Here is a 24,565-nt window from a genome sequence, read left to right as displayed (position 1 = left end):
GTGGTGACGATCGTATGGCGGCCCGAGGGCGCGTCAAGCGGGCTTAGGTGCCGTTGCCCTTGATCTCGGCATAGTTGCCCTTGGCGTCCCATTTGTAGACGACGTAGTCGATCTGCTTGATGTCGCCCTTGGCGTCATACTCGATCGGACCGATCACGGTGTCCCACTTGCCGGCCTTCATCGCCTCCATGACCTTCTTGGCGTCGGTGGTGCCGGCCTTCTTGGCCGCCTGCGACCACACCTGCATCGCCGCGTAGGTGTAGAGGGTGTAGCCCTCCGGGTCGATATTCTTGGCCTTGAAAGCCTCGACGATCTTCTTCGCGGTCGGCTTGTTGCGCGGATCGGGGCCGAAGGTGAACAGCGTGCCTTCGCCGGCCGGGCCGGTGATGGAGGCGTACTCCTTGTCGGCGAGCGCGTCGCCGGCCATCAGCACGGTCTTGAGGCCCTGGTCGCGCATCTGACGCAGGATCAGGCCGCTCTCCTGATGGTACCCGCCGACATAGACGAGGTCGATGTTGTCACGCTTCAAGCGCGAGACGATCGCGTTGAAGTCCTTGTCGCCCTTGTTGTAGGACTCGTACATCTTCTCGGTGACGCCGGCTTTGTTGAGCGCCTTCTTGGTCTCGTCGGCAAGACCCTTGCCGTAGGTGGTCTTGTCGTTGAGGATCGCGATGTTCTTGCCCTTGTAGTTCTTGGCGATGTACTGCGCCGCGATCAGGCCCTGCTGATCGTCACGACCGCAGACGCGCGCCACGTTCCAGAGCTTGCGCTCGGTGAACAGCGGATTGGTCGAGGCCGGCGTGATCTGCAGCACGTTGCCGTCGGCATAGGCTTCGGAAGCCGGGATCGACGACGACGAGCAATAGTGCCCGGCCACGAACGGGATTTTCGCGCCGGCGATCTTTTCGGCGATCGAGCGCGCCTGCTTCGGGTCGCAGGCATCGTCCTCGACGGAAAGCGCGAGCTTCTTGCCGTTGACGCCGCCTGCGGCATTGATATCGGCCACGGCCATTTCGGCGCCGTTCTTCATCTGGCGGCCGAAGGCGGACTCGCCGCCGGTCATCGGGCCTGCGACTGCGACGGTGACATCCTGCGCGAACGCCGCGCTCGAAAGCGCGATCGACGCGCCGAATGCCAGACCGATGAGCTTCAGTGACTTCATGAGATACCTCGCGGGTGGTCGCCTGTGGAAGTTGCCGGGCGTGCCCGGTTCAAACCGGCGCCATTCTCGAATGAATTTACCGAGAAGTCACCGGCAAAATACGGGCATCGGCAGAGATATCTCGCCACACGGGGCCGCACGCGGGTCGGGCTGCCGGCCGGTCAGCCGTGCCGGCCGCCTTCCAGGTAGGCCGCGCGAATCTCGGGGCGCTGCAACAATTCGGCGCCGGTACCGGCCAGCGTGATCAGGCCATTGACCATGACATAGCCGCGATGGGCGAGCTTGAGGGCGTGGTTGGCGTTCTGCTCGACGATCAGGACGGTCAGGCCGTCCTGCCGGTTCAGGGTGCGGATCGCATCGAAGATCTGGCGCGCGATCAGCGGCGCAAGGCCAAGCGAGGGCTCGTCGAGCAGGAGCAGGCGGGGACGGCTCATCAAGGCGCGGCCGATCGCCAGCATCTGCTGCTCGCCGCCGGACAGCGTTCCGCCGCGCTGGGCGTAGCGTTCCTTCAGCCGCGGAAACAGCGTGAAGACGCGTTGCAGCGTCGCCTCGCGTTCGCCCTCGGTGCATTCGGTGGCATCCGCCCCCATCTGGAGGTTTTCCGCCACGCTCATGCGCGGGAAGACGCGGCGGCCCTCCGGCGATTGCGCAATGCGCAAATGCGCGATCTCGTGGGTGGGGACGTCGGTGATGTCGCGGCCTTCGTACAGGATCTGGCCGGCGCGGGCGCGCGGCTTGCCGAAGATCGTCATCATCAGCGTCGACTTGCCGGCGCCGTTGGCGCCGATCAGCGCCACGATCTCGCCGGCATTGATCTCGACGTCGACGCCCTTCAGCGCCTCGATCTTGCCGTAGGCGGCGCGCAAGCCCCGGATCGCGAGCAGAGGAGAGGGTGCCGCGGTCATGACCCGCCCTCCATCACGGCTGCCGCCTCTTCCTCGTCGGCGCCGAGATAGGCTGCGATCACCTTGGGATCGTCGCGGACCTCGCGCGGCGTGCCTTCGGCGATCTTGACGCCATGGTCCATCACCACGATGTGGTCGGAGATCTCCATCACCACCGACATGTCATGCTCGATCAGGAGGATCGAGGTGCCGAGCTCGTCGCGGATCGAGAGCAGGAGCTCGCTCAAGGCCGCGCTCTCGCGCGCATTGAGGCCGGCGGCGGGCTCGTCCAGGCACAGAAGCGCGGGTTCGGTGCACATCGCGCGCGCGATCTCGAGCCGGCGCTGGTCGCCATAGGCGAAATTGCCGGCGGCATCGTCGGCGCGGTCGAGCAGATTGACTCGCTTGAGCCAGTCCGTGGCGAGATCAATCGCGCGCTTTTCGGCGTCGCGATAGCCGGGGGCGCCGATCAGGCCGAGGAAGGTGAAGCCGGAGGCGCGCATCAGTGCGTTGTGCTGCGCCACCATCAGGTTTTCCAGCGCGGTCATGCCGGGAAACAGCCGGATGTTCTGGAAGGTGCGGGCCACCTTGGCTTGCTTGGCGATGCGGAAATCGTTCAGCCGCTCCAGCGCGATCGTCCTGCCGCCGTCATGGGTGAGGCGAATGGCGCCGCCGCTCGGCTTGTAGAATCCGGTGATGCAGTTGAAGACGGTGGTCTTGCCGGCGCCGTTCGGCCCGATCAGCGCGGTGATCTTCTTCCGCTCGGCGGCGAAAGAAAGGTCCTGCACGGCGACGATGCCGCCGAAACGCATGGCGAGCCGGTCGACGCTGAGAATCTTGTCGCCGCTCATCCGTGGCCTTCCTTGACGAGGTCGGAGGAGATCGCTTTCGCCTTGGTCAGATACACGGTGGGTGCGCGATGGCCGATCAGGCCGCGCGGCCGCCAGATCATGATCAGCACCATGGCCATGCCGAACACCAGCATGCGATAGCCCTCGAGGCCCCGGAACAGTTCGAAGCCGCCGATCATGGCGAGCGCGGAGAGCGCGACGCCGAGCTGCGAGCCCATGCCGCCGAGGACGACGATGGCGAGTACCAGCGCCGATTCCTGGAAGGTGAAGGATTCCGGGCTGATGAAGCCCTGCCGGGTGGCGAAGAACGCGCCGGCAAAGCCGCCGAACATCGCACCCGTCGCGAACGCCGTGAGTTTGGTGGTCGTGGTGTTGATGCCGAGCGCGCGGCAGGCGACCTCGTCCTCGCGCAAGGCTTCCCAGGCCCGTCCGATCGGCAGGCGGCGCAGGCGGATCGTCGCCCAGTTGGTGAGCAGCGCCAGCGCCAGGATCAGATAGAACAGGAAGACGATGCGGTGGGTCGGCGAATATTCGATGCCGAGCCTGGCGGCGAGCCCGTCATCGCTGTTGTCGAGCGGGATGCCGAAGAAGGTGGGGCGGGGAATGCCGGAGACGCCGTTGGGGCCACCGGTGAGATCTTGCCAGTTGATGATGACGAGGCGGATGATCTCGCCGAAGGCGAGCGTCACGATGGCGAGATAGTCGCCGCGCAGGCGCAGCACGGGGAAGCCGAGCAGGACGCCCCAGAAGGCGGCGAGGATGCCGGCGAGCGGCAGGCAGATCCAGAACGACCAGCCGAAATTGGTGGCGAGCAGTCCGTAGGAATAGGCGCCGACCGCATAGAAGGCGACGTAGCCGAGATCGAGCAGGCCGGCGAGCCCGACCACGACGTTCAATCCCCAGCCCAGCATGACATAGGTGAGCACCAGGATCGCGAGGTCCAGGATGTAGCGCTGGTTATAGAAGATCACCGGCACCAGCAGTGTGAAGATCAGGAGCGCCGGCGCGAGGTAGCGGCCGACGAACGATATGCCGCTCTGCACCGCCGGCGGCACCAGCTTCTCGGCGCCGGTCGGGCCGATCCATTGCCGAAGCAGCTCGATCACGATCGAACCGCCGAACACGGCGGCGACGATGGAGGCGAGGTCGCCGAAGCGGGTCCAATAGGTGAGCTGGCCGGAGGCGCCCGCCTCGGTGCGGATGCCGATCATCAGCGAGAACAGCACCAGCGCGATCAGCGCGTTGATGAAGGCCGTCTTCAGGAGAGCGACTATGCCCGTTGCAGGTTTGGCCGTGTTGGTCGAGGGAGCTGTCACGCGCGACCGTCAGACTTTTTCGACTTCGGGACGGCCGAGCAGGCCGGTCGGCATGAAGATCAGCACCACGATCAGGATCGAGAACGCGGCGACGTCCTTGTACTCGACCGAGAAGTAGGCCGACCAGAACGTCTCGATCAGGCCGATCGCGAGGCCGCCGAGCATGGCGCCGGGCAGCGAGCCGATGCCGCCGAGCACCGCAGCGGTGAACGCCTTGATGCCGGCAACGAAGCCCATGAAGAAATCGACGAGGCCGTAATAGAGAAGGTACATCAGGCCCGCGACCGCGGCGAGCGCGGCACCGATCACGAAGGTCATGGAGATGGTGCGGTCGACGTCGACGCCGAGCAGCGCCGCCATGGTCTGGTCCTGCTCGCAGGCGCGCATGTCGCGTCCGAGCCGGGTGCGCGAAACCAGCCAGGTGAAGAGGGCCAGTAGCACGATGGTCGTGATCACCACCATGATCTGGATGTTGGAGAGCTGGATCACGAAGCCGTCCGTGCTCTCATGCAGGGTGTAGCCGCCGGTGATGAAGGGCGGGATCGGCTTGACGCGCGCGCCTTGCGCCACTTGCGAAAAATTGGTCAGCACGAAGGACATGCCGATCGCCGACAGCATTGGGGCGAGGCGGAAGGAGTGGCGAAGCGGTCGGTAGGCGATGCGCTCGATGGTCCAGCCATAGAGCGCGGTGATCGCCATCGAGACCAGCAGCACGACCAGCAGGATCAGCGGGATCGCGGTCAGTCCGAACGAAATCAGGATCAGGAAGGTGATCAGGGCGATGAAGCCGCCGATCATGAAGACGTCGCCATGGGCGAAGTTGATCATGCCGACGATGCCGTAGACCATCGTGTAGCCGATGGCGATCAGGCCGTAGATCGAGCCCAGAACGAGACCGTTGATGAGCTGCTGGGCGAAGTAATCCATGGGCTGCCGTACCAAACCTGACGCGGGCTCAAAGGGAGCTCTTAGGAGAGTGGGTTTCTTGGGCCGTTTCTTGGGCCCCGGCAGCCCCTGGCATTCTTCCGGATTTGTAACAGGAGGGAACTGGCGGCTGCAACAGCTCACGCTCCAGCAAAAGGTCTTGTACAGAGCTCATTTGGTCGGCGGTTCCGCAACTGCGAGGAACCCGGTTCCGCGGGCAACCAAAGCTGATGCCGGCCGTTATCTCGCCTCTGACGTCCAACAAGGGAGTTCCCCGAATGACGAAGCAGCAGAACCAGAATCCGGGTCAGCAGAGTCAGAACCCCGGCCAGCAGCGCCCAGGTCAACAGCCGGGCCAGCAACAGGGCGGCGGCCAGAAACCCGGACAGCAGCAGCAGAACGATCCGATGCGCCAGGGCGATCGGCCCGGCCAGCAGCAGGGCGGCCAGCAGGACAAGTAATTTGGGAGCCCGAGAACGAAGGGTAGTGAGGAGGGCCCCGCCGCAAGGCGGGGTCTTTTTTTGGGGGGCAATTGTTTGCCGCGTTATTCCGGGATGGTGCGTTGTCACCAGACCCGGAATCTCGAGATTCTCAGGTGCGCAATTGCGCACCATAGCTCGATGCTGCGCATCGCCCCGGAATGACGAGGGGCAGGGCAGTTAAGGTAAACAAAGGGTTTAAATTGCCGCCACAGTCTGATGCGAGTTAGCTCCCGGCAAAGCCTTCCCAGCGGAAGGCGCGTGGTCGACGAAGCGGGAAGCGGCATGTTCAGGAATTGGCGGATCGGCTCGGTCAACGGCGCGCTGCTGGCGGCCTATTTCATTCCGGCCTGGACCATCGTCGCCTTCAACATCATCGTCGCGCCGGTCCACGGCCTCTACGAGCGGCCGAGCGTTGCCGTCGCACTGTTCCTCAGCGACCATCTCCAGATGGCAGGGATGAGCACGGTGCGCGCGGCCTGGCTGCTTGCGCTGGGCCGGCTCACAGTGGTGGCGTTCTTTGCGATCTATCTCGCTCTGCTCTGCGTGCCCCGAATCCGCAAGTCCGGCGGCAGCGATGAGGCGCTCGGGATCGCGCTGGCGATCGGCAGCCTGATCTCGTTTGCCAGCATGGTGATGGCTTCGAAGGTCGGCGAGATGGCCGCGCTCCGGCTGCATGCCACCGAGCTGCTCCTGCTGCTCGGTGCTGCCATCGTGATCCTGATCGAGCGGCCCGATGCTGCTCCGCAGATCGTCGAGACCCCTGCCGAGATCCCTGCCTCGCTAGGACTCGAGCAGGCCGAGCTCCTGCACAATCGCTGAGGCTTCCTTGACGGCGTGGTTCGCCGCCGGCACGCCGCAATAGATCGCCTGCTGCAGCAGGATTTCCTTGATGTCGTCGGGGGTGAAGCCGCCTTCGGCGAGCGCCGCACGAACGTGCAGGCGAAACTCGTCCCATTGCCCGAGTGCGACCATGGTGCCGATCACCAGCACCCGGCGCGTGCGCTCGTCGAAATGCGGCCGCGTCCAGATTTCGCCCCAGGCGTAGCGGGTGATCATGTCCTGGAAGTCGGTGTTGAACGCATTGCGGTTCGCGATCGACTTGTCGACCCAGGCATTGCCCAGCACCTTCCGTCTCACGTTCATGCCGGCATCGCGGCGCTTCTGGTCGTCCATGGTGTTTCTCCGGATAACAACTAGCGCTGCGTCAAAAATCCCACCACCGCATCCGTGAACGCGTGCGGCTGCTCGACGTTGGAAATGTGGGCGGCGTCGATGATGGTCATGCTTGCGCCCGGAATATTCGAGCGGATCAGCTCACCCGCCGAGATCGGCGTCGCCATGTCGTGGCGGCCGGCGATCACCAGAGTCGGGCTCTTGATTTTCGGCAGCAGCGCGCGCTGGTCGAGCGTCGACAGCGCCTCGCAGCAGGCGAGGTAGCCTTCGACGGGCGAGGCGAGCAGCATCGATTTCATCTTCGCGGTGATGTCAGGCTCGCGCTCGCGGAAGTCCTGCGTCAGCCATCCCGCGATCACGGCATCGGCGACCGCGGCGATGCCGCCCTTCTTCACGGCGTCGATGCGCTCCAGCCATTTGGTCGGCTCGGCATAGTAGCAGGAGGTATTGGCGAGGATGAGCTTGCCGAAGCGCTCCGGCGCGTTGGCGCCCAGCCATTGTCCGACCATGCCGCCCATCGACAAGCCACACCAATGCACCTTCTCGATGTTGAGGTCGTCGAGGATCGCGAGCACGTCGCGGCCGAAGCGCTCCATCGTGTAGGGGCCGGGCGGAACGTTCGACTTGCCGTGGCCGCGGCGGTCGTAGCGGATGACGCGAAATACCTGCGTCAGTGCCTTCATCTGGGGCTCCCACATCTGCAGCGTGCAGCCGAGCGAGTTGGACAGCATCAGCGTCGGCCCGCCATCGCGGCCCTCGACGGAGACGTTGAGCAGGCAACCGTCGGCATCGATCATGGGCATGCGGCGTCTCCGTCGTACTTTGCGGTTCTTATTCGCGGTCGAGGCTGTCGAGCAGCCGGTCGATCAAGGCTTGGGAAGCCCCTTGATAGGCCATCGGTTCGAACAATGCCGCAATTTTTTCCGGCGAAAGGTGCGCAGTAACCTGCGAATCGGCGGTCAGCACCTCGCGCAGATGTTTCTTCTCGGCAACCGCGCGCTTGCTGGCGGCCTCGATGAGATGATGCGCGTCGCTCTTGCCGATCTTGTCGGCCAGCGCAAAGGTGACCGCTTCCGCCATGATCAGCCCGTGGGTTGCATCGAGATTGCTGCGCATGCGCGCTGCGTCGACGTCGAGGCCCTCGGCGATGTCGACGATGGCGGCCAGCGCGCCCGATGTGACCAGCATCAATTGCGGCAGCGTCGGCCATTCCGCGTGCCAGGGACCCGCGCTGCGTTCGTGGTCCTGCACCTGCGCGGCAAATATCGTCGCTGCAAGCTGCGGAGCCATTGTGGCTGCGCCCAGCGCGCTTGCGGCGGAGACCGGGTTGCGCTTGTGCGGCATGGTCGAGGAGCCTCCGCGGCCTTCGCCGGCGGGCTCGAAGGCTTCGCCGACATCGGTCTGCATCATCAGCGAAACGTCGCGCGCGATCTTGCCGCAGGTTCCTGCCAGAATAGCGAAAGCCGAAGCGGCCTCCGCGATGCGGTCGCGATGGGTGTGCCAGGGCGCTTCCGGTAGCGGCAGGTTCAACTCCTGCGCGAGACGCTCTGCCACGGCAAGCCCCTTGTCCCCGAGGGCCGCGAGCGTGCCGGCGGCGCCGCCGAATTGCAGCGCGAGGCCCTCCCGGGACAGCCGCCGCAGGCGGCATCGGGCGCGGGCGAGGCTTGCGGCATATTCGGCGGCCTTGAGCCCGAACGGCATCGGCAGCGCGTGCTGCAGCCAGGTCCGTGCCACCATCGCGGTGTTGCGATGGCTGCGCGCCAGCGCGGCGAATCCCCTGATGGCGCGGCTGAGGTCGGCGTCCAGCGCATCGAGGCCGGCGCGAAGCGTGAGCATGGTCGCCGTGTCGATGACATCCTGGCTGGTTGCGCCCCAATGCACGTAGCGCGCGGCCTCCGTGTCTGCCTTGCCGACATTAGCGGTCAGCATCTTGACCAGGGGAATCGCCAGATTACCCGATCGCGTCGCGGCCTCCGCCAGCGCCGCGATGTCAAAGGAATCGGCCTTGCATGCGGCCTCGATCGAGACCACCACAGAGGCCGGAATCACATCCGTGGCGGCCTCCGCGCGTGCCAGGGCTGCCTCGAAATCGAGCATGTTCTGCAGGGTCGACCGGTCATCGCAGACCGCGCGCATGGCGGCGCTCGACAGCATCGGTGCGAGCAGGGGGGAGAGGGATGTGCTCATGTTGCGCGCGACCTAATCATCATGGCCCGGCTGTGCCAATCCCCAAGCGGCCGCACACGTCTTTTTGCAGTTGCGAATATGCATTGCACGTGACCGGGCGCCGCCCTTTCCTTTGCCGCGTCCCTGCGTTACTTGATCAGCACAATAGTTACGCGATCCGGGAGGCACCCTCATGGCCATGACGATGAACGGCGAAGTCCAGCTTGCGGCGTCCCGTGAGGCCGTGTGGGCCAAGCTCAACGATCCCGAGGTGCTGAAGGCCTGCATCCCCGGCTGCGAGGAGCTCGAGAGGACCGAGGACGGCGGCTTTCGCGCTACGGCGAAAATGAAGGTCGGCCCGGTGTCGGCACGCTTCAAGGGCAAGGTCACACTCTCCGATCTCGACCCGCCGAACGGCTACAAGATCTCGGGCGAGGGCGAGGGCGGGGTCGCCGGCTTCGCCAAGGGTGGCGCGGTGGTCAAGCTGGCGGAGAAGGACGGCGGCACGCTGCTGTCCTACGATGTCGAGGCGCAGATCGGCGGCAAGTTGGCGCAGCTCGGCCAGCGCCTCATCAACGGCGCCGCCAAGAAACTTGCCGACGAATTTTTCGCGAACTTCGCCAAGGCGGTACAGGGCTGAAGGTCATCGCCTTCGGCATGGCACCTTGCGTCCCGGGCGATGTTGCCCCGGGGCATAATGGCCCATATGATGGGTTGGAATAATTATAAGAACCGCTTCGACGGGACCCGTCGGGGCGCTGATAGAGAGTGCTTATGGCAAAAATCTCCCTCATTGTGAACGGCAATCCAGTCACCGCCAACGTCGATCCCCGCACCCTCCTGGTGCAGTTTCTGCGCGAGAATCTGCGCCTGACCGGCACCCATGTCGGCTGCGACACCTCGCAGTGCGGCGCCTGCGTCGTGCATGTCGACGGCAAGGCCGTGAAATCCTGCACCACGCTTGCGGTGATGGCCGACGGCCACGAGGTCAAGACGATCGAGGGGCTGGCCGCAGACGGCGCGCCGCTGCATCCGATGCAGGAGGCCTTCCGCGAGCACCATGGCCTGCAATGCGGCTTCTGCACGCCGGGCATGATCATGACCGCGATCGACATCGTGCACCGCAAGGGCAACGAGCTCGACGACCATACGATCCGGGAAGAATTAGAAGGCAATCTCTGCCGCTGCACCGGCTACCAGAACATCGTCGCCTCGATCTCCGCCGGCGCCAAGGCGATGGCGAAATCCGACCTCGCGTAACGCGCATCCCGCGATCAGGACATTCAGATGTACGAATTCAAATATCATCGCCCCGGGACCGTTCGGCAGGCCGCCAACCTCCTGGTGAAGAACGAAGACGCCAAGGTGATCGCCGGCGGCCACACGCTGATTCCCGTCATGAAGCAGCGCCTCGCCAGTCCCCCGCACCTTGTCGACCTCTCCCATATCGAGGGGCTCAATACGATCGAGATGAAGGGCCGTTCGCTGGTGATCGGCGCCACCGCCAAGCACGCCGAGGTCGCGACCTCCGCGGTCGTCGGCGAGGCGATCCCGGCGCTCGCGAATCTTGCCGGCGGAATCGGTGATCCCGCCGTACGTCACAAGGGCACGATCGGCGGCTCGCTCGCCAACAACGACCCGACCGCGGACTATCCGGCCGCCGTGCTCGCGCTGGGCGCGACCATCGTTACCAACAAGCGGCGCCTCAAGGCCGAAGAGTATTTCCAGGGCCTGTTCTCGACCGCGCTGGAAGCCGACGAGATCATCACCAAGGTGATGTTCCCGCTGCCGAAGAAGGCGGCCTATATCAAGTTCCGCAACCAGGCCTCGCGCTATGCGCTGGTCGGCGTGTTCGTGGCACGGCGTCCGTCCGACGTGCGGGTTGCCGTCACCGGCGCTGGCTCCGAAGGCGTGTTCCGCGTCACTGCGTTCGAGGAAGCCCTCAAGAAGCGCTTCGCCGCGAAGGCGCTTGACGGCATCGAGGTGCCGGCCGAGGGCCTCAACAGCGATATCCACGGCAGCGCCGAATACCGTGCGCACCTCATCGGCGTGCTGACGCGGCGTGCCCTCGATGCCGCCAATGCCAAGGAGTGAGTGAACCTCACGCCTCGGCCAAACTTGTCCCGGTGAGGGCGTAGCGAGACTGGCTTTTTCATGACTTCAGCGGCCAATACTTCCGGGGCCTTGCCGGCATCGGTCGATGCGATGCTCGAACTCCTGACGTCGCGCGGCTATCTCGCGGAGCGGTCGCTGGCGACGGTGACGTATCTCTCGCTGCGGATGGGCCGGCCGCTGTTCCTGGAAGGCGAGGCCGGCGTCGGCAAGACCGAGATCGCCAAGGTCTTGTCCGCAGCGCTCGGCCGGAAGCTGATCCGCCTGCAGTGCTACGAAGGCCTCGACGTCTCCTCCGCGGTCTATGAGTGGAACAGCGCCGCGCAGATGATCGCGATCCGGATGGCGGAAGCCGCCGGCGACACCGATCGCGACCAGCTCTCGAGCGACATCTTCGCCGACCGCTACATGATCAAGCGGCCGCTGCTCCAGGCGCTGGAGCCCGACGTTGCGGGACCACCGGTGCTGCTGATCGACGAGCTCGACCGGGCCGACGAGGCGTTCGAGGCGTACCTGCTCGAAATCCTCAGCGACTTCCAGGTGACGATCCCCGAATTCGGCACCGTCAAGGCGCCCGCCGCGCCGATCGTCATCATCACCTCCAACCGCACCCGCGAGATCCACGACGCGCTGAAGCGGCGCTGTCTCTATCACTGGGTCGACTATCCCGCCGCCGAGCGCGAGCTCGCGATCGTCAAGTCGCGTGTGCCCGGCATCTCCGCAAAGCTGTCGCAGCAGGTCGTGCGCTTCGTGCAGGCTTTGCGCAACCAGGACTTCTACAAGTCGCCGGGCGTAGCCGAGACCATCGACTGGGCCACCGCACTGTCGGAGTTAGATGCCCGCTCGCTGACCCCGCAAGTGGTCGGCGACACGCTGGGCGCGCTGCTCAAGTACCAGGACGACATTACCCGGATGCAGGGCGATACCCTGCAGAAGGTGCTGAAGGAAGCGACGAGCGAGAATTGACGCGCGTCATTTGAGTTCGTCATTCCGGGGGCGCGCGTCAGCGCGAACTCCGGTGCGCAATTGCGCACCTGAGAATCTCGCGCTGCAATCTCCGGATTCCGGGTTCGTCGCTGCGCGACGCCCCGGAATGACGGAGCGAGGATAGACCATGGCCATCAACCACCTGGCGCCCGAGCAGACCGAGCAATTCGCCGACAACATCGTCGGCTTCGCCCGCGCGCTGCGCTCTGCGGGCATGCCGGTCGGGCCGGGCGCTGTCATCGACGCCATGAGCGCGCTCCAGGTGATCGACATCGGCAACCGCGCCGACGTCTTCACCACGCTGGAGGCGATCTTCGTCAAGCGCCATGAGCACGCGCTGATCTTCAAGCAGGCCTTCAACCTGTTCTTCCGCGCCTCGGAAGAGTGGAAGCACATGCTGGATTCGGTGCCGCTGCCGGACGAGGCCAAGAAGAAGCCGCAGGCGGGCTCCCGCCGCGTGCAGGAGGCGATGTCGCAGCCGCGCATGACCGAGACGCCGCAGCACCAGGAGCAGGATCTGCGCCTGTCGGTGTCCGACAGGGAGATCCTTCAGAAGAAGGATTTTGCGCAGATGAGTGCGGCGGAAATCGCCGAGGCGCTGCGTGCCGTCGAGCGGATGCATCTGCCGCAGGCCGAGCTTCTGACCCGCCGGCAGCGGCCTGATGCGCGCGGGCTTCGCCTTGACCTCCGCCGCACGCTGCGCGCCTCCTTGCGCACCGGCGGCGACATCATCGATATCCATCGCCTTGGGCGGATCGAGAAGCCGGCGCCGATCGTGGCGCTGCTCGATATCTCGGGCTCGATGAACGAGTACACCCGCCTGTTCCTGCATTTCCTCCATGCCATCGGCGATGCGCGCAAGCGCGTCTCGGTGTTCCTGTTCGGTACCCGGCTGACCAACGTCACCCGCGCGCTGCGCCAGCGCGATCCCGACGAGGCGCTGGCGAGCTGCTCGGCCTCGGTCGAGGACTGGGCCGGCGGCACGCGGATCTCGGCCTCGCTGCACAACTTCAACAAATTGTGGGCGCGGCGCGTGTTGAGCCAGGGCGCCATCGTGCTCCTGATCTCCGACGGGCTGGAGCGGGAGGCGGATTCCAGGCTCGCCTTCGAGATGGACCGGCTGCACCGCTCGTGCCGGCGCCTGATCTGGCTCAACCCGCTGCTGCGGTTCGGCGGCTTCGAGGCCAAGGCCCAGGGCATCAAAATGATGCTCCCGCACGTTGACGAATTCCGCCCGGTACATAATTTGAGTTCGATCCAGGAGCTGATCACGACGCTCTCCCGGCCGCTGCCGCCGCATCACCGCAGCCTGATCCGCTCCGCAGCTTGAGAGGCACCCCATGCTCGATCGCGACGAGGATATTCTGAAGGCGGCGGAGGACTGGCAAAAGGCGGGCCGTGGCGTCGCGCTCGCCACCGTGGTGGAGACCTGGGGCTCGGCGCCGCGCCCGGCGGGCTCCAGCCTCGTCATCAACGACGAGGGTACATTCCTGGGCTCGGTCTCCGGCGGCTGCGTCGAGGGCGCTGTGGTCACCGAGGCCATGGACGTGATCCAGAGCGGCAAGCCGAGGATGCTGGAGTTCGGCGTCGCGGATGAGACCGCCTGGAACGTCGGGCTGTCGTGCGGCGGTACCATTCGCGTCTTCGTCGAGAAGGTCGGTTAGCCGTGAAGCTCGATATCCTGCATGAACTCAATGCCGAGCGGGCCGCGCGCCGGCCGGTGATCCTGGTGACCGACACCGAGAGCGGCGAGCAGCGCCTGGTGAAGGCGAAGGATTTTGCAAAAGATCCGTTACGCGCCGAACTCGACAAGCAACTCCGCATGGGCAAGAGCGCCAATGTCGAGGCCGGCGGCAAAAAGCTGTTCCTCAACGTCTACGCCCCGACAGCAAAACTCGTCATCGTCGGCGCGGTCCATATCAGCCAGGCCTTGGCGCCGCTGGCGCGCTCGCTCGGCTACGACGTGACCGTCGTGGATCCGCGAACGGCGTTCGCCAGCCCCGAGCGCTTTCCCGACGTTCCGCTGGTGGCCGAATGGCCGGACACGGCTCTGCCGTCGCTCAATGTCGATGCCTACACCGCCTTCGTCGCGGTGACGCACGATCCCAAGATCGACGACCCGGCGCTGCTGCACGCCTTCGAGCGCGGCTGCTTCTATATCGGCGCGCTCGGCTCGCGGAAGACGCACGCCAAGCGCGGCGACCGGCTGCGGGCGCAGGGCGCTAAGGAAAGCGACATCGCGCGCATTCACGCGCCTATTGGCCTTGCGATCGGCGCGGTCTCCCCGTCCGAGATCGCGGTGTCGATCATGGCGGAGATCACGGCGGTGCTCCGCCTGCCTCCCAAGGAAAAAGAAGAAGCGGCATGAAGTTCGGCCCGGCGAGCCCTGAGGATGCCATCGGCGGGGTGACTGTCCACACCCTGCGCCAGGGACCGCTGGTGCTGAAGAAGGGCACGACGATCGGGCCTGCCGAGGTCGAGCAGCTCACGCGGGCCGGCATCAAGGACATCGTCGTGGTGCGCATGGAGGCGGGCGACGTCTCCGAGGACGTTGCGGCCGCCGGCATCGCGCTGGCCGTCGGCGGCGAGGGCATTCATGTCGAACGCGCCTTCACCGGCCGCGCCAATCTGTTCGCCGCACGTCCGGGCGTTCTGGTGATCGACCGCGCCGCGGTCGACCGCATCAACAACATCGACGAGGCCATCACCTTTGCGACGCTCACCGCCTACAAGCCGGTGGTCGAGGGCGAGATGGTCGGCACGGTCAAGATCATCCCGTTCGGCGTCGAAGGAAGTTTGCGCGATGCCGCGGTGAAGGCCGCAGGCAAGGACGTGCTGAAGATCGCGCCTTACGTGATCCAGCGCGTCGGCGTGGTCTCGACGCTGCTGCCGGGCCTCTCATCCAAGGTGATCGACAAGACGCTGCGCGTCACGGCCGAGCGGCTCGCGCCCGCGGGGGCCAGCATCATCGCCGAGCGGCGGGTCCAGCACGACGAAGCTGCCCTGTCAGCCGCGATCAAGGAGTTGCTCGGCCTCGGTGCCGAGCTCGTCATCGTGTTCGGGGCCTCCGCGATCGCCGATCGCCGCGACGTGATTCCGGCGGCGGTCACCAGGATCGGCGGCGAGATCGAGCATTTCGGCATGCCGGTCGATCCCGGCAATCTCTTGCTGATCGCGCGGGCCGGCGACGTTCCGGTGCTGGGCGCACCGGGCTGTGCGCGCTCGCCGGTCGAGAACGGTTTTGATTGGGTCTTGATGCGGCTTCTCGCCGGCATCAAGGTGACGCGGTCCGAACTCATGGGCATGGGCGTCGGGGGCCTCCTGATGGAGATCGTGACGCGGCCGCAGCCGCGCGCGCAGCCCGAGCCCGAGGGCAACAGCCAAGTCGCCGCCATCGTGCTCGCTGCGGGCCGTTCGACCCGAATGGGCGGGCCAAACAAGCTTCTCGCCGAACTCGACGGCAAGAAGCTGGTGCGAATCGCGACCGAGCAGGCGCTGGCCTCCAAGGCATCCGAGGTGATCGTGGTCACCGGCCACCAGACCGAGCTGGTCGAGCAGGCGCTGCAGGGCCTGAAAGTGCGGTTCGTCAGGAATCCGGATTTTGCCGGCGGGATCGCCAGCTCGGTCAAGGCCGGCATCGCTGCCGTCCCCGAAACGTGCGACGGCGCCGTGGTGTGTCTGGGCGACATGCCGCTGATCGATGCCGGCCTGATCGACCGTCTCATCGACGGCTTTGCGCCCGACCGTGGCAATCTCATCGTCGTGCCCGTCAGCGAGGGCCGCCGCGGCAATCCCGTGCTGTGGTCGCGCCGCTTCTTCAAGGAGCTGATGACGCTCGATGGCGACGTCGGCGCGCGCCACCTGATCGCCAAGCACACGGAGGCGGTTGCCGAGGTGCCGGTGGACGGCGAGAGCGCCTTCCTCGACATCGACACGCCGCAGGCGCTTGAAGCGGCAAGACGGGGATGAAGGTGCCGTAGGGCGGATTAGCCGAAGGCGTAATCCGCCACTGTGTTTCCCCGCGCAAACAATTGAGGCGGATTACGCTTCGCTAATCCGCCCTACGGGACCTCTCAACTCTTCGATTTCAACCACCCGTTCACCATCTGGAAACGACCGGCGCTTAGAGTTGCCTCCACCTGCCTTGGGGGGAGGGGATTTTCCATGGCTTCGAACGTCGTCGCGCGCCGTTGCGCGATGTTTTGCTTTGTCTTGTCAGTTGCCGTCACGGGCGCCCGCTACATCACCGAAGCCCATGCCGCCGGCGCGATTGCAGTCGGCAAATGCGGCGCTTATGGCCAGGCCTTTGATTACGGCCAGGAGCACGAGGCGCGTGCCGCGGCGCAGAAGCAGTGCAAGGGCGATTGCACGACGGTGACGATGAAGCGCGTCTGCGCCGCGATGTCGGTCGATATGACCAACCCCTGCGGCGCTTTTGGCTATGCCGTCAAGCCGAAGATTTCGGCCTCGCTCAACGCCGCCACGCGCGAATGCTACAAATACGGCGGCAAGGAATGCGTGATCCGCGCCTGGGCCTGCGATGCCAAGGGTTGATTTCGTCGAGCGCTGATTCCTCTTGCTGTCATTCCGGGGCGATGCGTAGCATCGAGCCCGGAATGACAATCGAAGGAACCACATGCAATTCGACACCAAGATCGCGGTCGTGATCCGCACCGATCTTCAGGCCTGGCAGAAGCTCAACGTTGCGTCCTTCCTCACCAGCGGCATCGCTGCGGCCTTTCCCGAATGCATCGGCGAAGCCTATGAGGACGCCTCGGGCACGAAATATCATGCGCTGATCGGTCAGCCGATCCTGATCTATGGCGCCGATGGTCCGGCGTTGTCGCGCGCGCTGGACCGTGCGCTCACGCGCAACGTCAAGCCGGCGGTCTATACCGAGGACATGTTCAGCACCACGCACGATGCCGCCAACCGTGAGGCGGTGAGGGTGGTCGCGCGCAACGATCTCAATCTCGTCGGCATCGCCATGCGCGCCGAGCGCAAGGTGATCGACAAGATCCTCGACGGCCTCAAGTTCCATAGCTGACACGTCGACATTCCCCGCGGCGTCTTGGTGGTGCCATGATGAGGGACGGCTTGCGCAAACTTTGTGCTGTTTGACCCCCGTCAAAGGAGCACCGGACGGCATCGCTATTCTGCTTCGCAAAGCGCAGAGGAGCAGCAGATGCCGACCATGAAAGCCGCAATCGTCAAGCAATTCGGCAAGCCGCTCGTGATCGAGGACGTGCCGGTGCCGCAGCCCGGTCCCGGCGAGATTCTGATCAAGGTGAAGGCCTGCGGCGTCTGTCACACCGATCTGCACGCAGCCTCGGGTGATTGGCCGGTGAAGCCGGTTCCTCCGTTCATTCCCGGCCACGAGGCTGCCGGCACCGTCGCTGCACTCGGGCCCGGTGTGAAGAATTTGAAAGTGGGGGATGCCGTCGGCGTCGCCTGGCTGCACGATGCCTGCATGTCCTGCGAATATTGCGAGACCGGCTGGGAGACCCTGTGCGAGCACCAGCACAATACCGGCTACAGCGTCAACGGCGGCTTCGCCGAATATGTCATTGCCTCGGCCGCCTTCGCCGCAAAGCTGCCGGCGACGGTCGATTTCGCCGCCATCGCGCCGATCCTTTGCGCTGGCGTTACCACCTACAAGGGATTGAAGGAGACGGAGGCCAGGCCCGGCGAGTGGGTGGTGATCTCAGGCGTCGGCGGGCTCGGCCATGTCGCGATCCAGTACGCCAAGGCGATGGGGCTCAAGGTCGTCGCCGTCGACATCGCCGAGGACAAGCTGGAGCTGGCGCTCGAAACCGGTGCCGATCTCGCAGTCAACGCGCTCGCGAGCGGCGCCCTGGATCAGGTCTTGGCGGCAACCGGCGGCGGGGCTCACGGCGTGCTGGTGACGGCGGTCTCGACCGCCGCGTTCGCTCAGGCGCTGAAGATGGTGCGCCGGAAGGGCACCGTCAGCCTCGTCGGCCTGCCGCCGGGCGAATTCCCGACGCCGATCTTCGACGTCGTCCTCAAGCGCATCACGGTGCGCGGCTCCATCGTCGGCACGCGGCGCGATCTCGACGAAGCCGTCGCATTCGCTGCGGACGGCAAGGTGAAGGCCGAAGTGACGAAGGTGCCCCTGGCGCAAATCAACGACGTCTTCGAGCGGATGAAGGCCGGCAAGATCGACGGCCGCATGGTGCTGGATTTCGGCTAGCGCCTCATCCAGTCGGCATGCCCTCGAATTTGATCAGGCTGGGATCGAGGCGATCCCAGTCATGGCCGCGCGCGGCGAAAGTGACCGCCTGCGGCTTGTAGCGGGCAGGCTCGTCGAGGCTCGTAGCGCGGATGGTGAAGACGTCGGGCTGTGCCGCGAAGGTCATGTACACAGGCACGCCGCATTGCGTGCAGAAGCCGCGCGTCTTCACATTGCCGCTGTCGGCGACCATGTCCCAATGCTTCGCCTCGCCGGTTAGCGTCACGCCGGCTCGCGCGAACGTCGCGTATGAGCCATGCGCACTGCCGCTTTCGCGCTGGCAGTCCCGGCACTGGCAGTGATTGCTGAACAGGGGCTCGCCGACAATCGAATAGCGGATCGCGCCGCAGGCACAGCCGCCGGTGTAGGGCTTGTCCATAGCGATGCTTCCTTACTTGTCTTCGCCGGAGATGGCATCGAGCCGCTGCAGCACCTTGACCCAGCCGTCGCTCATGTTGCGATAAGCGGTGTCGTTCGTCGGCGTCACGAAGCCCGAATGCACCACGCGCACCCGCGTCCCGGCTTCGACCGGCGTGAGGGACCAGGTGACGACGGTGTCGAGCGCCGAGCCGTAACCGGTGTTACCCTCGTCGCCACCCTTCCAGGCAAAGGCGAAGCGTTGGTTCGGCACGACCTCCAGAACGCGGCAATGGATCGTGCCATCCCACGCGCCGGCCGGGTTGGTCTTGAACGTGAAGGTGTTGCCTTCGACGGCCTCGAAACCGGTCGGCGGCATCAGCCAGCGCGCAATCAACTGTGCGCTGGTCAGCGCCTTCCAGATCGTCGCGACGGCGTGAGGGAAGACCTCGTCGATGACGATGTCTTTGGTCTGGTGTTGGGCTTGAGCTTTGGAAGCAGCACTCACGGATCGATCTCCTTCAAGAGGTCACGCAGGTTCTGGAAGCGCTCGCGCCAGAACACGCCGTAATGGTCCATCCAGGTGACCAGCGGTTCGAGCCCTTGCGGTGCGGCGCGGTAATAGACGTTGCGGCCTTCGGCGCGCTCGGCGACGAGGCCGGCCTGCTTCAGGGACTTCAGGTGCTGCGAGATCGCGCCCTGGGTCACGCCGCTGCCGCGCGTCAGTTCGGCGACGCTGATCTCCTTGCTCTCGAACACGCGCTCGAACACCGCACGCCGTGTCGGGTCGGCGAGGGCACGCATCACGGTGGTGACGGGGTTTGGAGCAGTTTCGATCATGACATCCAATTAGCCGGGGCTAATTCATTAGTCAATACTAATTCTTCTGCTTCTATCGCGGTATTGACTTTGACTGACTGGTCAGTCATATATATCTGATGATGAAGAAGTCGACCAAGCTCGCCAACAAGTCGGCCCTGAGCGCAGAGCCTGCGTCAGCCCGCGGAGAGGTGCCTGCATCGAATCGCGCTGCGCGCGCGCAGGAGCGGCGCGCGGCGATCGTGGAGGCCGCGATGGAGGAGTTCATCGCCCGCGGTTTCGCCGCAACGCGACTCGACGACATTGCCAAACGCGCCGGCGTCGCCAAGGGCACGATCTACCTGCACTTCAAGGACAAGGAATCAATGTTCGAGGAGCTGGTGCGCATCGTGATCGTTCCTGTCGTGGCTCGGCTGACCGCGCTGCCGCCGCCGACTGGCTCGGTGCGCGACCTCATCGAGGCGTTTGCCAGCAATTTCCTGAAAGAGGTCATCGGCACCAGGCGTGGCGATCTGGTGCGGCTGATCGTGGCGGAGGGGCCGCGCTTTCCGGCCGTCGCCGACTTCTACTACCGTGAGGTTGTCTCGCGCGGGATCGCCGCCATGCGCGCCCTGATCGAGCTCGGCATCGCCCGGGGCGAGATCCGCGAGAAGGACCTCGCGCGCTATCCGCAGATCCTGGTCGCGCCCGCAATGATCGCGGTGATCTGGCAGAGCCTGTTTGCGCGGCACGCGCCGCTCGATGCGCAGGACATGCTGCGCGTTCATCTCGATTTGATTTTTGGCGAACGGAGGACGACATGAGGTCGTCGCAAACAATTTTCAGCATTGCATTGGTGATGGCGCTCGCAGCCTCGCTCGCCGGCTGCCAGGAAAAGCGCGATCCCGGTTTCCAGGGCTGGGTCGAGGCCGACATGATCTTCGTCAGCCCCGACGAAGCCGGGCGGGTCACCAAGCTGAACGTCCGCGAAGGCGACGAGGTCAAGGTCGGCGATCACCTCTATTCCGTCGATGACGATCTCCAGCTTGCCGACCTCAACCAGCAGAAGGCGACGCTCGCGAACGCGCAGCAGACCTATGATCGTGCGGCCTCGTTGAACAAGACCGGTTCGGGCACGCAGGCCAATCTCGATTCCGCCGTGTCCGCCTTGCGCGTCGCGGAGGCGCGGGTGGCGACCTCGGAAACACGGATGGCGCGTCGCAAGGGCTTTACGCCGGTTGCCGGCACCATCCAGCAGATCTATTTCCGCGAGGGCGAGATGGTGGCGGCGCAGCGGCCGGTGCTATCGATCATGCCGCCCGGTAACATGAAGCTGCGCTTCTTCGTGCCGGAGACCGAGTTGCCGAAGCTCGCGATCGGCGACACGGTGCGCATCTCGTGCGACAATTGCGCGGCCGACCTCACCGCAAAGATCTACTTTATTGCGACCTCGGCCGAATACACCCCGCCTGTCATCTACAGCCTCGATGAGCGCAACAAGCTGGTCTATCTGATCCAGGCGCGGCCGTCGCGCCCCGACGCGCTGCGGGTCGGACAGCCGATCGACGTCTATCTCAATCCCAAGACCCCGGTGGCGGACAAGCGATGAACGGTGGCAACGGCATCGCGATCGACGTCAAGGGCCTGACCAAATCGTTTGGCGGCCGCGAGGTCGTGCACGATCTGTCGATGCAGGTGAAGCGCGGCTCGATCTACGGCTTCCTCGGGCCCAACGGCTCGGGCAAGACCACGACCATCCGTATCCTCTGCGGCCTCCTTACCCCCGATAGCGGCGAGGGCACCTGTCTCGGCTACGACATCCGCCGCGATGCCGAAAAGATCAAGCGCCAGGTCGGCTACATGACCCAGCGCTTCAGCCTTTATCAGGATCTCTCCGTGCGCGAGAATCTCGAATTCGTGGCGCGGCTCTATGGCTTGGCGGATGCGCGCGGCGCCGCGCGCGACATGATCAAGCGGCTCGGGCTCTCGGGACGCGAGGAGCAGCTTGCGGGCGAACTCTCGGGCGGCTGGAAGCAGCGCTTAGCGCTGGGGGCCTGCACGCTGCCCAATCCGCAATTGCTGCTGCTGGACGAGCCCACCGCCGGCGTCGATCCCAAGGCGCGGCGCGACTTCTGGAACGAGATCCACGCGCTGGCCGCCGAGGGCCTCACCGTCCTGGTCTCGACCCACTACATGGACGAGGCCGAGCGCTGTCACGAGATCGCCTACATCGCATACGGCCATCTGCTGACCCAGGGCACGGTGGAGGAGGTGATCGCGAAATCCGCGCTGACGACTTACACCGTAACGGGCGAGGACCTCAACGGGCTCGCGGCCGAGCTCACCGGCAAGGCCGGGATCGACATGGTGGCGCCGTTCGGCACCTCGCTGCACGTGTCGGGGCGCGACGTCGCCGCGCTCGAAGCCAGCGTCGCGCCATGGCGCGAAAGAGATGGCTTGCACTGGCACAAATCGTCGCCGTCGCTGGAAGACGTATTCATCGAGCTGATGGGGCGCTCCAAGGACAATTTCCAATGAGTGCTGTCGATCGTCCGGCCCCAGGCCACGAGACCCGCGAGCGCTTCGGCTTCCTGCGGCGCTCCTATGCGATGCTGATCAAGGAGTTCATTCAGCTGAGGCGCGACCGCGTCTCGTTCGCGATGATCGTGATGCTGCCGGTGATGCAGCTCATGCTGTTCGGCTATGCCATCAACACCACGCCGCGCCATCTGCCGAGCGCGGTGCTGCTCCAGGAGGATTCCGATCTCGCCCGCTCGATCCTGAAGGCGCTGGAGAACACTGCCTATTTCCGCTTCCTCTATGAGGTGCACGACGTCGACGATTTCGACAACCTCCTGAAATCCGGCAAGGTGCTGTTCGGTGTCGAGATCCCGCGCGGCTTCGAGCGGGCGGTACGGCGTGGCGACAGGCCGGCGCTGCTGGTCGCGGCCGATGCGACCGATCCGGTGGCGGCGAGCTCGGCGATCGGCTCGCTCGGCATGATCGTGCAGACCGCGCTCAAGCACGATCTCTACATCGGCGATCCCCCGGAGATGCCGTTCGAGATCCGTGCGCATGCCCGCTATAATCCGGCCGCGGCCTCCAGCCTCAACATCGTGCCGGGCCTGGTCGGCACCATCCTCACCATGACCATGCTGATCTTTACCGCGCTGTCGGTCACGCGCGAGGTCGAGCGCGGCACCATGGAGAGCCTGCTGTCGATGCCGATCAAGCCGGTCGAGGTGATGTTCGGCAAGATCGTGCCTTACGTGCTGGTCGGCTTCGTGCAGGCATTCCTCATCATCGGGATCGGCGTCGGTCTGTTCGGCGTCCCCGTGCTCGGCAATCTGTTCCTGCTGGCGCTGCTCTCGACGCTGTTCATCACCACCAACCTGTCGATCGGCTACACCATCTCGACGGTGGTGCAGAACCAGCTCCAGGCCATGCAGATGTCGATGATGTTCTTCCTGCCAAGCATTCTGCTGTCCGGATTCATGTTTCCCTTCGCGGGGATGCCGACCTGGGCGCAATATCTCGGCGAATGCCTGCCCCTGACGCATTACCTTCGCATCGTCCGCGCCATCATGCTGAAGGGCGCGACCATGCAGAATCTGCATTTCGACGCCCTGGCGCTGGCGATCCTGATGGCGCTTGCCATGACCATCGCCGTGACGCGCTTCCGCCGCACGCTGGATTGAGGCACAATGCCCCGGAATCGAGGGGCGGGAATGGTCAGATTTGCCAGCAGGAGGACACGGCAGCACGCCGTGCTATCGGAGGATTTCGAGCGCGAGCTGACACGCGAAGTGCTGCGCACCGAGCTGCTCCGGGTGCGGGCGCTGATCATGACAGGCTGCGTCATGATGGTGCTGCTCACCGCGATCTATTTGATCGACCCCAGTGTGGTGAACCGGGTTTGGCGCGGAACGGAAGGGCTTGTCGAGGTCTACGGCCTGCTCGGCGGCTTCATCCTGTTCGAGGTTTGGGTCCACACCCAGATCAGGAAGAATCTCCGGCTCGATCGCGACCTGCCGGTGATCCGGCGCTATATCGGCACGCTGATCGAGACGTCGCTGCCCACGGTGATCCTGATCCTGCAAACCCGGACCATGGGCGCGAGCCAGGCTCTCGGTTTCGCCGTGCCGCTGATGTACTTCATTTTCGTCATCCTCTCGACCTTGCGGCTCGACTTCTGGCTCTCTGCGTTTACAGGCTTCGTCGCCGCAGCCGGGCTTCTGTCCGTCGCGCTGCTCTACAACGCGGCCGACGAGGCCGGCGAACCCCTGATCTATTTCCACGCTGTGCGCAGCATCGTCATCCTGATCTGTGGCGCGCTGGCGGGCGCGGTCGGCGCTCAGCTGCGCCGCCAGTTCGCCGCGAGCATCGCGGCTGCGACCGCGCGTGACCGGGTGACGAACCTGTTCGGCCAGCACGTCTCTCCACAGGTGGTGGAGCGGCTGATGGCGGCGGGAACCAGCGGTGGCGGGGATCTCCGCCGCGTCGCGGTGATGTTCGTCGATTTCCGCGGCTTCACGGCGGGCGCGCAGTCGCGCACGCCACAGGAGGTGGTCGACCGGCTCGACGGCGCCTTTGCGGTGCTGGTCGACATCCTCGATCGCCACGGCGGCATCGTGAACAAGTTTCTCGGCGATGGCTTTCTCGCGTTGTTCGGCGCGCCGCTGGAAGCCTCCGACGCCGCGCATCGCGCGGTTGCCGCGGGCCGCGAGATGCTGAGTGCGATGGACCACATCAACGCACAGACGAGCTGGCCGCTGCGCATCGGCATCGGCATCCATTTCGGCGAGGTCGTCGCCGGCAATATCGGCTCGCCCCGGCGCAAGGAATACACCGTCATCGGCGACACCGTGAACTTCGCCTCGCGCCTGGAGGCTTTGAACAAAGAGTTCGGCTCGCAGCTCCTGATTTCGGAGACCGTGCGCGAGGCGCTCGGCAACGATGGTGACGATGCTGTTGCGCTCGGCGAGGTCGAAGTGCGCGGCTATGAGCGGAAGGTCGCGGTGTTTCAATTGGGGTAACGGCTCTTCAAGCGCGAGTCGCGTTTGGTTGAAGCGGAGTCGCGCTGCCTTGAACGCGCGTGATGAA

The 24,565-nt window shown here is 65.0% G+C and carries 29 protein-coding genes; 18 read left to right on the top strand and 11 right to left on the bottom strand.

Annotation, left to right across the window (positions count from 1 at the left end; genetic code table 11):
- Positions 1–43 precede the first annotated feature (43 nt).
- The 5 genes from GGD61_RS02365 to GGD61_RS02345 form a co-directional block, all read right to left on the bottom strand.
- On the bottom strand, positions 44–1,162 hold the full coding sequence (locus tag GGD61_RS02365; protein WP_018316540.1) for a branched-chain amino acid ABC transporter substrate-binding protein: 1,119 nt from the start codon (positions 1,160–1,162) through the stop codon (positions 44–46).
- Between the two features lie 161 nt (positions 1,163–1,323).
- The gene (locus GGD61_RS02360; protein ID WP_026201689.1) at positions 1,324–2,067 is read right to left on the bottom strand and encodes an ABC transporter ATP-binding protein; all 744 of its coding nucleotides are present in this window, start codon (positions 2,065–2,067) and stop codon (positions 1,324–1,326) included.
- Positions 2,064–2,897 carry an ABC transporter ATP-binding protein gene (locus tag GGD61_RS02355; RefSeq protein ID WP_091965931.1) on the bottom strand — a complete coding sequence of 278 codons (834 nt, stop codon included), beginning with the start codon at positions 2,895–2,897 and terminating at the stop codon, positions 2,064–2,066. The genes GGD61_RS02360 and GGD61_RS02355 overlap by 4 nt, the downstream gene beginning before the upstream one ends.
- On the bottom strand, positions 2,894–4,213 hold the full coding sequence (gene livM, locus GGD61_RS02350) for a high-affinity branched-chain amino acid ABC transporter permease LivM (protein WP_183229996.1): 1,320 nt from the start codon (positions 4,211–4,213) through the stop codon (positions 2,894–2,896). The genes GGD61_RS02355 and livM overlap by 4 nt, the downstream gene beginning before the upstream one ends.
- Positions 4,214–4,222: 9 nt before the next feature.
- Entirely contained in the window at positions 4,223–5,140 is a 918-nt protein-coding gene (locus GGD61_RS02345; RefSeq protein WP_018316536.1) for an ABC transporter permease subunit, read from the bottom strand.
- Between the two features lie 275 nt (positions 5,141–5,415).
- Between GGD61_RS02345 and GGD61_RS02340 the strand changes: the two genes are divergently transcribed.
- Together GGD61_RS02340 and GGD61_RS02335 are read left to right on the top strand one after the other, a co-directional pair.
- Positions 5,416–5,598 carry a hypothetical protein gene (locus GGD61_RS02340; protein WP_018316535.1) on the top strand — a complete coding sequence of 61 codons (183 nt, stop codon included), beginning with the start codon at positions 5,416–5,418 and terminating at the stop codon, positions 5,596–5,598.
- Between the two features lie 303 nt (positions 5,599–5,901).
- Positions 5,902–6,438 (top strand): hypothetical protein, encoded by a 537-nt coding sequence (locus tag GGD61_RS02335; RefSeq protein WP_026201688.1) that lies wholly within the window; start codon positions 5,902–5,904, stop codon positions 6,436–6,438.
- Here GGD61_RS02335 and GGD61_RS02330 read toward each other — a convergent pair.
- Genes GGD61_RS02330 through GGD61_RS02320 form a run of 3 tightly spaced genes read right to left on the bottom strand, consistent with a single transcriptional unit; the run spans position 6,400 to position 8,979 of the window.
- Positions 6,400–6,792, bottom strand: a complete 393-nt coding sequence (locus tag GGD61_RS02330; RefSeq protein WP_018316533.1) for a carboxymuconolactone decarboxylase family protein — start codon at positions 6,790–6,792, stop codon at positions 6,400–6,402. The genes GGD61_RS02335 and GGD61_RS02330 overlap by 39 nt on opposite strands.
- 20 nt (positions 6,793–6,812) lie before the next feature.
- Positions 6,813–7,595, bottom strand: coding sequence for a 3-oxoadipate enol-lactonase (pcaD, locus tag GGD61_RS02325; RefSeq protein WP_018316532.1), 783 nt, complete (start codon positions 7,593–7,595; stop codon positions 6,813–6,815).
- A gap of 28 nt (positions 7,596–7,623) precedes the next feature.
- Positions 7,624–8,979, bottom strand: a complete 1,356-nt coding sequence (locus GGD61_RS02320) for a 3-carboxy-cis,cis-muconate cycloisomerase (RefSeq protein ID WP_183229994.1) — start codon at positions 8,977–8,979, stop codon at positions 7,624–7,626.
- Positions 8,980–9,151: 172 nt separating this feature from the next.
- Here GGD61_RS02320 and GGD61_RS02315 point away from each other — a divergent pair, with 172 nt between their 5' ends.
- The 11 genes from GGD61_RS02315 to adhP all read left to right on the top strand — a co-directional run bounded on the left by GGD61_RS02315 (position 9,152) and on the right by adhP (position 18,268).
- Positions 9,152–9,598 carry a carbon monoxide dehydrogenase subunit G gene (locus tag GGD61_RS02315; RefSeq protein WP_092259130.1) on the top strand — a complete coding sequence of 149 codons (447 nt, stop codon included), beginning with the start codon at positions 9,152–9,154 and terminating at the stop codon, positions 9,596–9,598.
- Positions 9,599–9,732: 134 nt separating this feature from the next.
- Entirely contained in the window at positions 9,733–10,218 is a 486-nt protein-coding gene (locus GGD61_RS02310; RefSeq protein WP_026201687.1) for a (2Fe-2S)-binding protein, read from the top strand.
- A gap of 27 nt (positions 10,219–10,245) precedes the next feature.
- Complete coding sequence (locus GGD61_RS02305) at positions 10,246–11,052, top strand: xanthine dehydrogenase family protein subunit M (RefSeq protein WP_018316528.1); 807 nt, start codon at positions 10,246–10,248, stop codon at positions 11,050–11,052.
- 60 nt (positions 11,053–11,112) lie between these two features.
- A complete protein-coding gene (locus GGD61_RS02300; protein ID WP_018316527.1) occupies positions 11,113–12,036 on the top strand; it encodes a MoxR family ATPase in 924 nt (307 codons plus the stop codon).
- A 148-nt stretch (positions 12,037–12,184) separates the two neighbouring features.
- Entirely contained in the window at positions 12,185–13,387 is a 1,203-nt protein-coding gene (locus tag GGD61_RS02295; RefSeq protein WP_092259133.1) for a VWA domain-containing protein, read from the top strand.
- Positions 13,388–13,397: 10 nt separating this feature from the next.
- Entirely contained in the window at positions 13,398–13,721 is a 324-nt protein-coding gene (locus GGD61_RS02290; RefSeq protein WP_007602422.1) for an XdhC family protein, read from the top strand.
- A gap of 2 nt (positions 13,722–13,723) precedes the next feature.
- A complete protein-coding gene (locus tag GGD61_RS02285) occupies positions 13,724–14,425 on the top strand; it encodes an XdhC family protein (protein ID WP_183229992.1) in 702 nt (233 codons plus the stop codon).
- Complete coding sequence (locus GGD61_RS02280; protein WP_183229990.1) at positions 14,422–16,026, top strand: NTP transferase domain-containing protein; 1,605 nt, start codon at positions 14,422–14,424, stop codon at positions 16,024–16,026. Before GGD61_RS02285 ends, GGD61_RS02280 begins: the two co-directional genes overlap by 4 nt.
- 195 nt (positions 16,027–16,221) lie before the next feature.
- The gene (locus tag GGD61_RS02275; RefSeq protein WP_183229987.1) at positions 16,222–16,611 is read left to right on the top strand and encodes a DUF4189 domain-containing protein; all 390 of its coding nucleotides are present in this window, start codon (positions 16,222–16,224) and stop codon (positions 16,609–16,611) included.
- An 82-nt stretch (positions 16,612–16,693) separates the two neighbouring features.
- Complete coding sequence (locus GGD61_RS02270) at positions 16,694–17,104, top strand: DUF2000 family protein (RefSeq protein ID WP_092259142.1); 411 nt, start codon at positions 16,694–16,696, stop codon at positions 17,102–17,104.
- Positions 17,105–17,242: 138 nt separating this feature from the next.
- Entirely contained in the window at positions 17,243–18,268 is a 1,026-nt protein-coding gene (adhP, locus tag GGD61_RS02265; RefSeq protein WP_183229985.1) for an alcohol dehydrogenase AdhP, read from the top strand.
- 4 nt (positions 18,269–18,272) lie between these two features.
- On the opposite strand, the gene GGD61_RS02260 is transcribed toward adhP, so the two are convergent.
- From GGD61_RS02260 to GGD61_RS02250, 3 genes are read right to left on the bottom strand one after another with little or no spacing between them, the layout of a single operon-like run.
- Complete coding sequence (locus tag GGD61_RS02260) at positions 18,273–18,686, bottom strand: GFA family protein (protein WP_183229983.1); 414 nt, start codon at positions 18,684–18,686, stop codon at positions 18,273–18,275.
- A gap of 12 nt (positions 18,687–18,698) precedes the next feature.
- Entirely contained in the window at positions 18,699–19,172 is a 474-nt protein-coding gene (locus GGD61_RS02255; RefSeq protein ID WP_183229981.1) for an SRPBCC domain-containing protein, read from the bottom strand.
- Positions 19,169–19,504, bottom strand: coding sequence for a helix-turn-helix transcriptional regulator (locus tag GGD61_RS02250; protein WP_092259151.1), 336 nt, complete (start codon positions 19,502–19,504; stop codon positions 19,169–19,171). The genes GGD61_RS02255 and GGD61_RS02250 overlap by 4 nt, the downstream gene beginning before the upstream one ends.
- Before the next feature lie 98 nt (positions 19,505–19,602).
- On the opposite strand from GGD61_RS02250, the gene GGD61_RS02245 reads away from it, so the two are divergent.
- The 5 genes from GGD61_RS02245 to GGD61_RS02225 are packed head-to-tail and all read left to right on the top strand — an operon-like array spanning position 19,603 to position 24,498.
- Positions 19,603–20,286, top strand: coding sequence for a TetR/AcrR family transcriptional regulator (locus GGD61_RS02245; protein WP_018316517.1), 684 nt, complete (start codon positions 19,603–19,605; stop codon positions 20,284–20,286).
- A complete protein-coding gene (locus GGD61_RS02240) occupies positions 20,283–21,071 on the top strand; it encodes an HlyD family secretion protein (protein WP_183229979.1) in 789 nt (262 codons plus the stop codon). The genes GGD61_RS02245 and GGD61_RS02240 overlap by 4 nt, the downstream gene beginning before the upstream one ends.
- Positions 21,068–22,000 (top strand): ABC transporter ATP-binding protein, encoded by a 933-nt coding sequence (locus GGD61_RS02235; protein WP_183229977.1) that lies wholly within the window; start codon positions 21,068–21,070, stop codon positions 21,998–22,000. The genes GGD61_RS02240 and GGD61_RS02235 overlap by 4 nt, the downstream gene beginning before the upstream one ends.
- Positions 21,997–23,160: an ABC transporter permease gene (locus tag GGD61_RS02230; RefSeq protein WP_092259154.1), complete on the top strand. Its 1,164-nt coding sequence runs from the start codon at positions 21,997–21,999 to the stop codon at positions 23,158–23,160. Before GGD61_RS02235 ends, GGD61_RS02230 begins: the two co-directional genes overlap by 4 nt.
- A gap of 30 nt (positions 23,161–23,190) precedes the next feature.
- Positions 23,191–24,498 (top strand): adenylate/guanylate cyclase domain-containing protein, encoded by a 1,308-nt coding sequence (locus GGD61_RS02225; protein WP_018316513.1) that lies wholly within the window; start codon positions 23,191–23,193, stop codon positions 24,496–24,498.
- Positions 24,499–24,565: the final 67 nt, after the last annotated feature.

The sequence above is a fragment of the Bradyrhizobium sp. SBR1B genome, from assembly GCF_014198205.1.
GTDB lineage: Bacteria > Pseudomonadota > Alphaproteobacteria > Rhizobiales > Xanthobacteraceae > Bradyrhizobium.
This window is presented reverse-complemented; position numbering and strand designations above follow the sequence as displayed.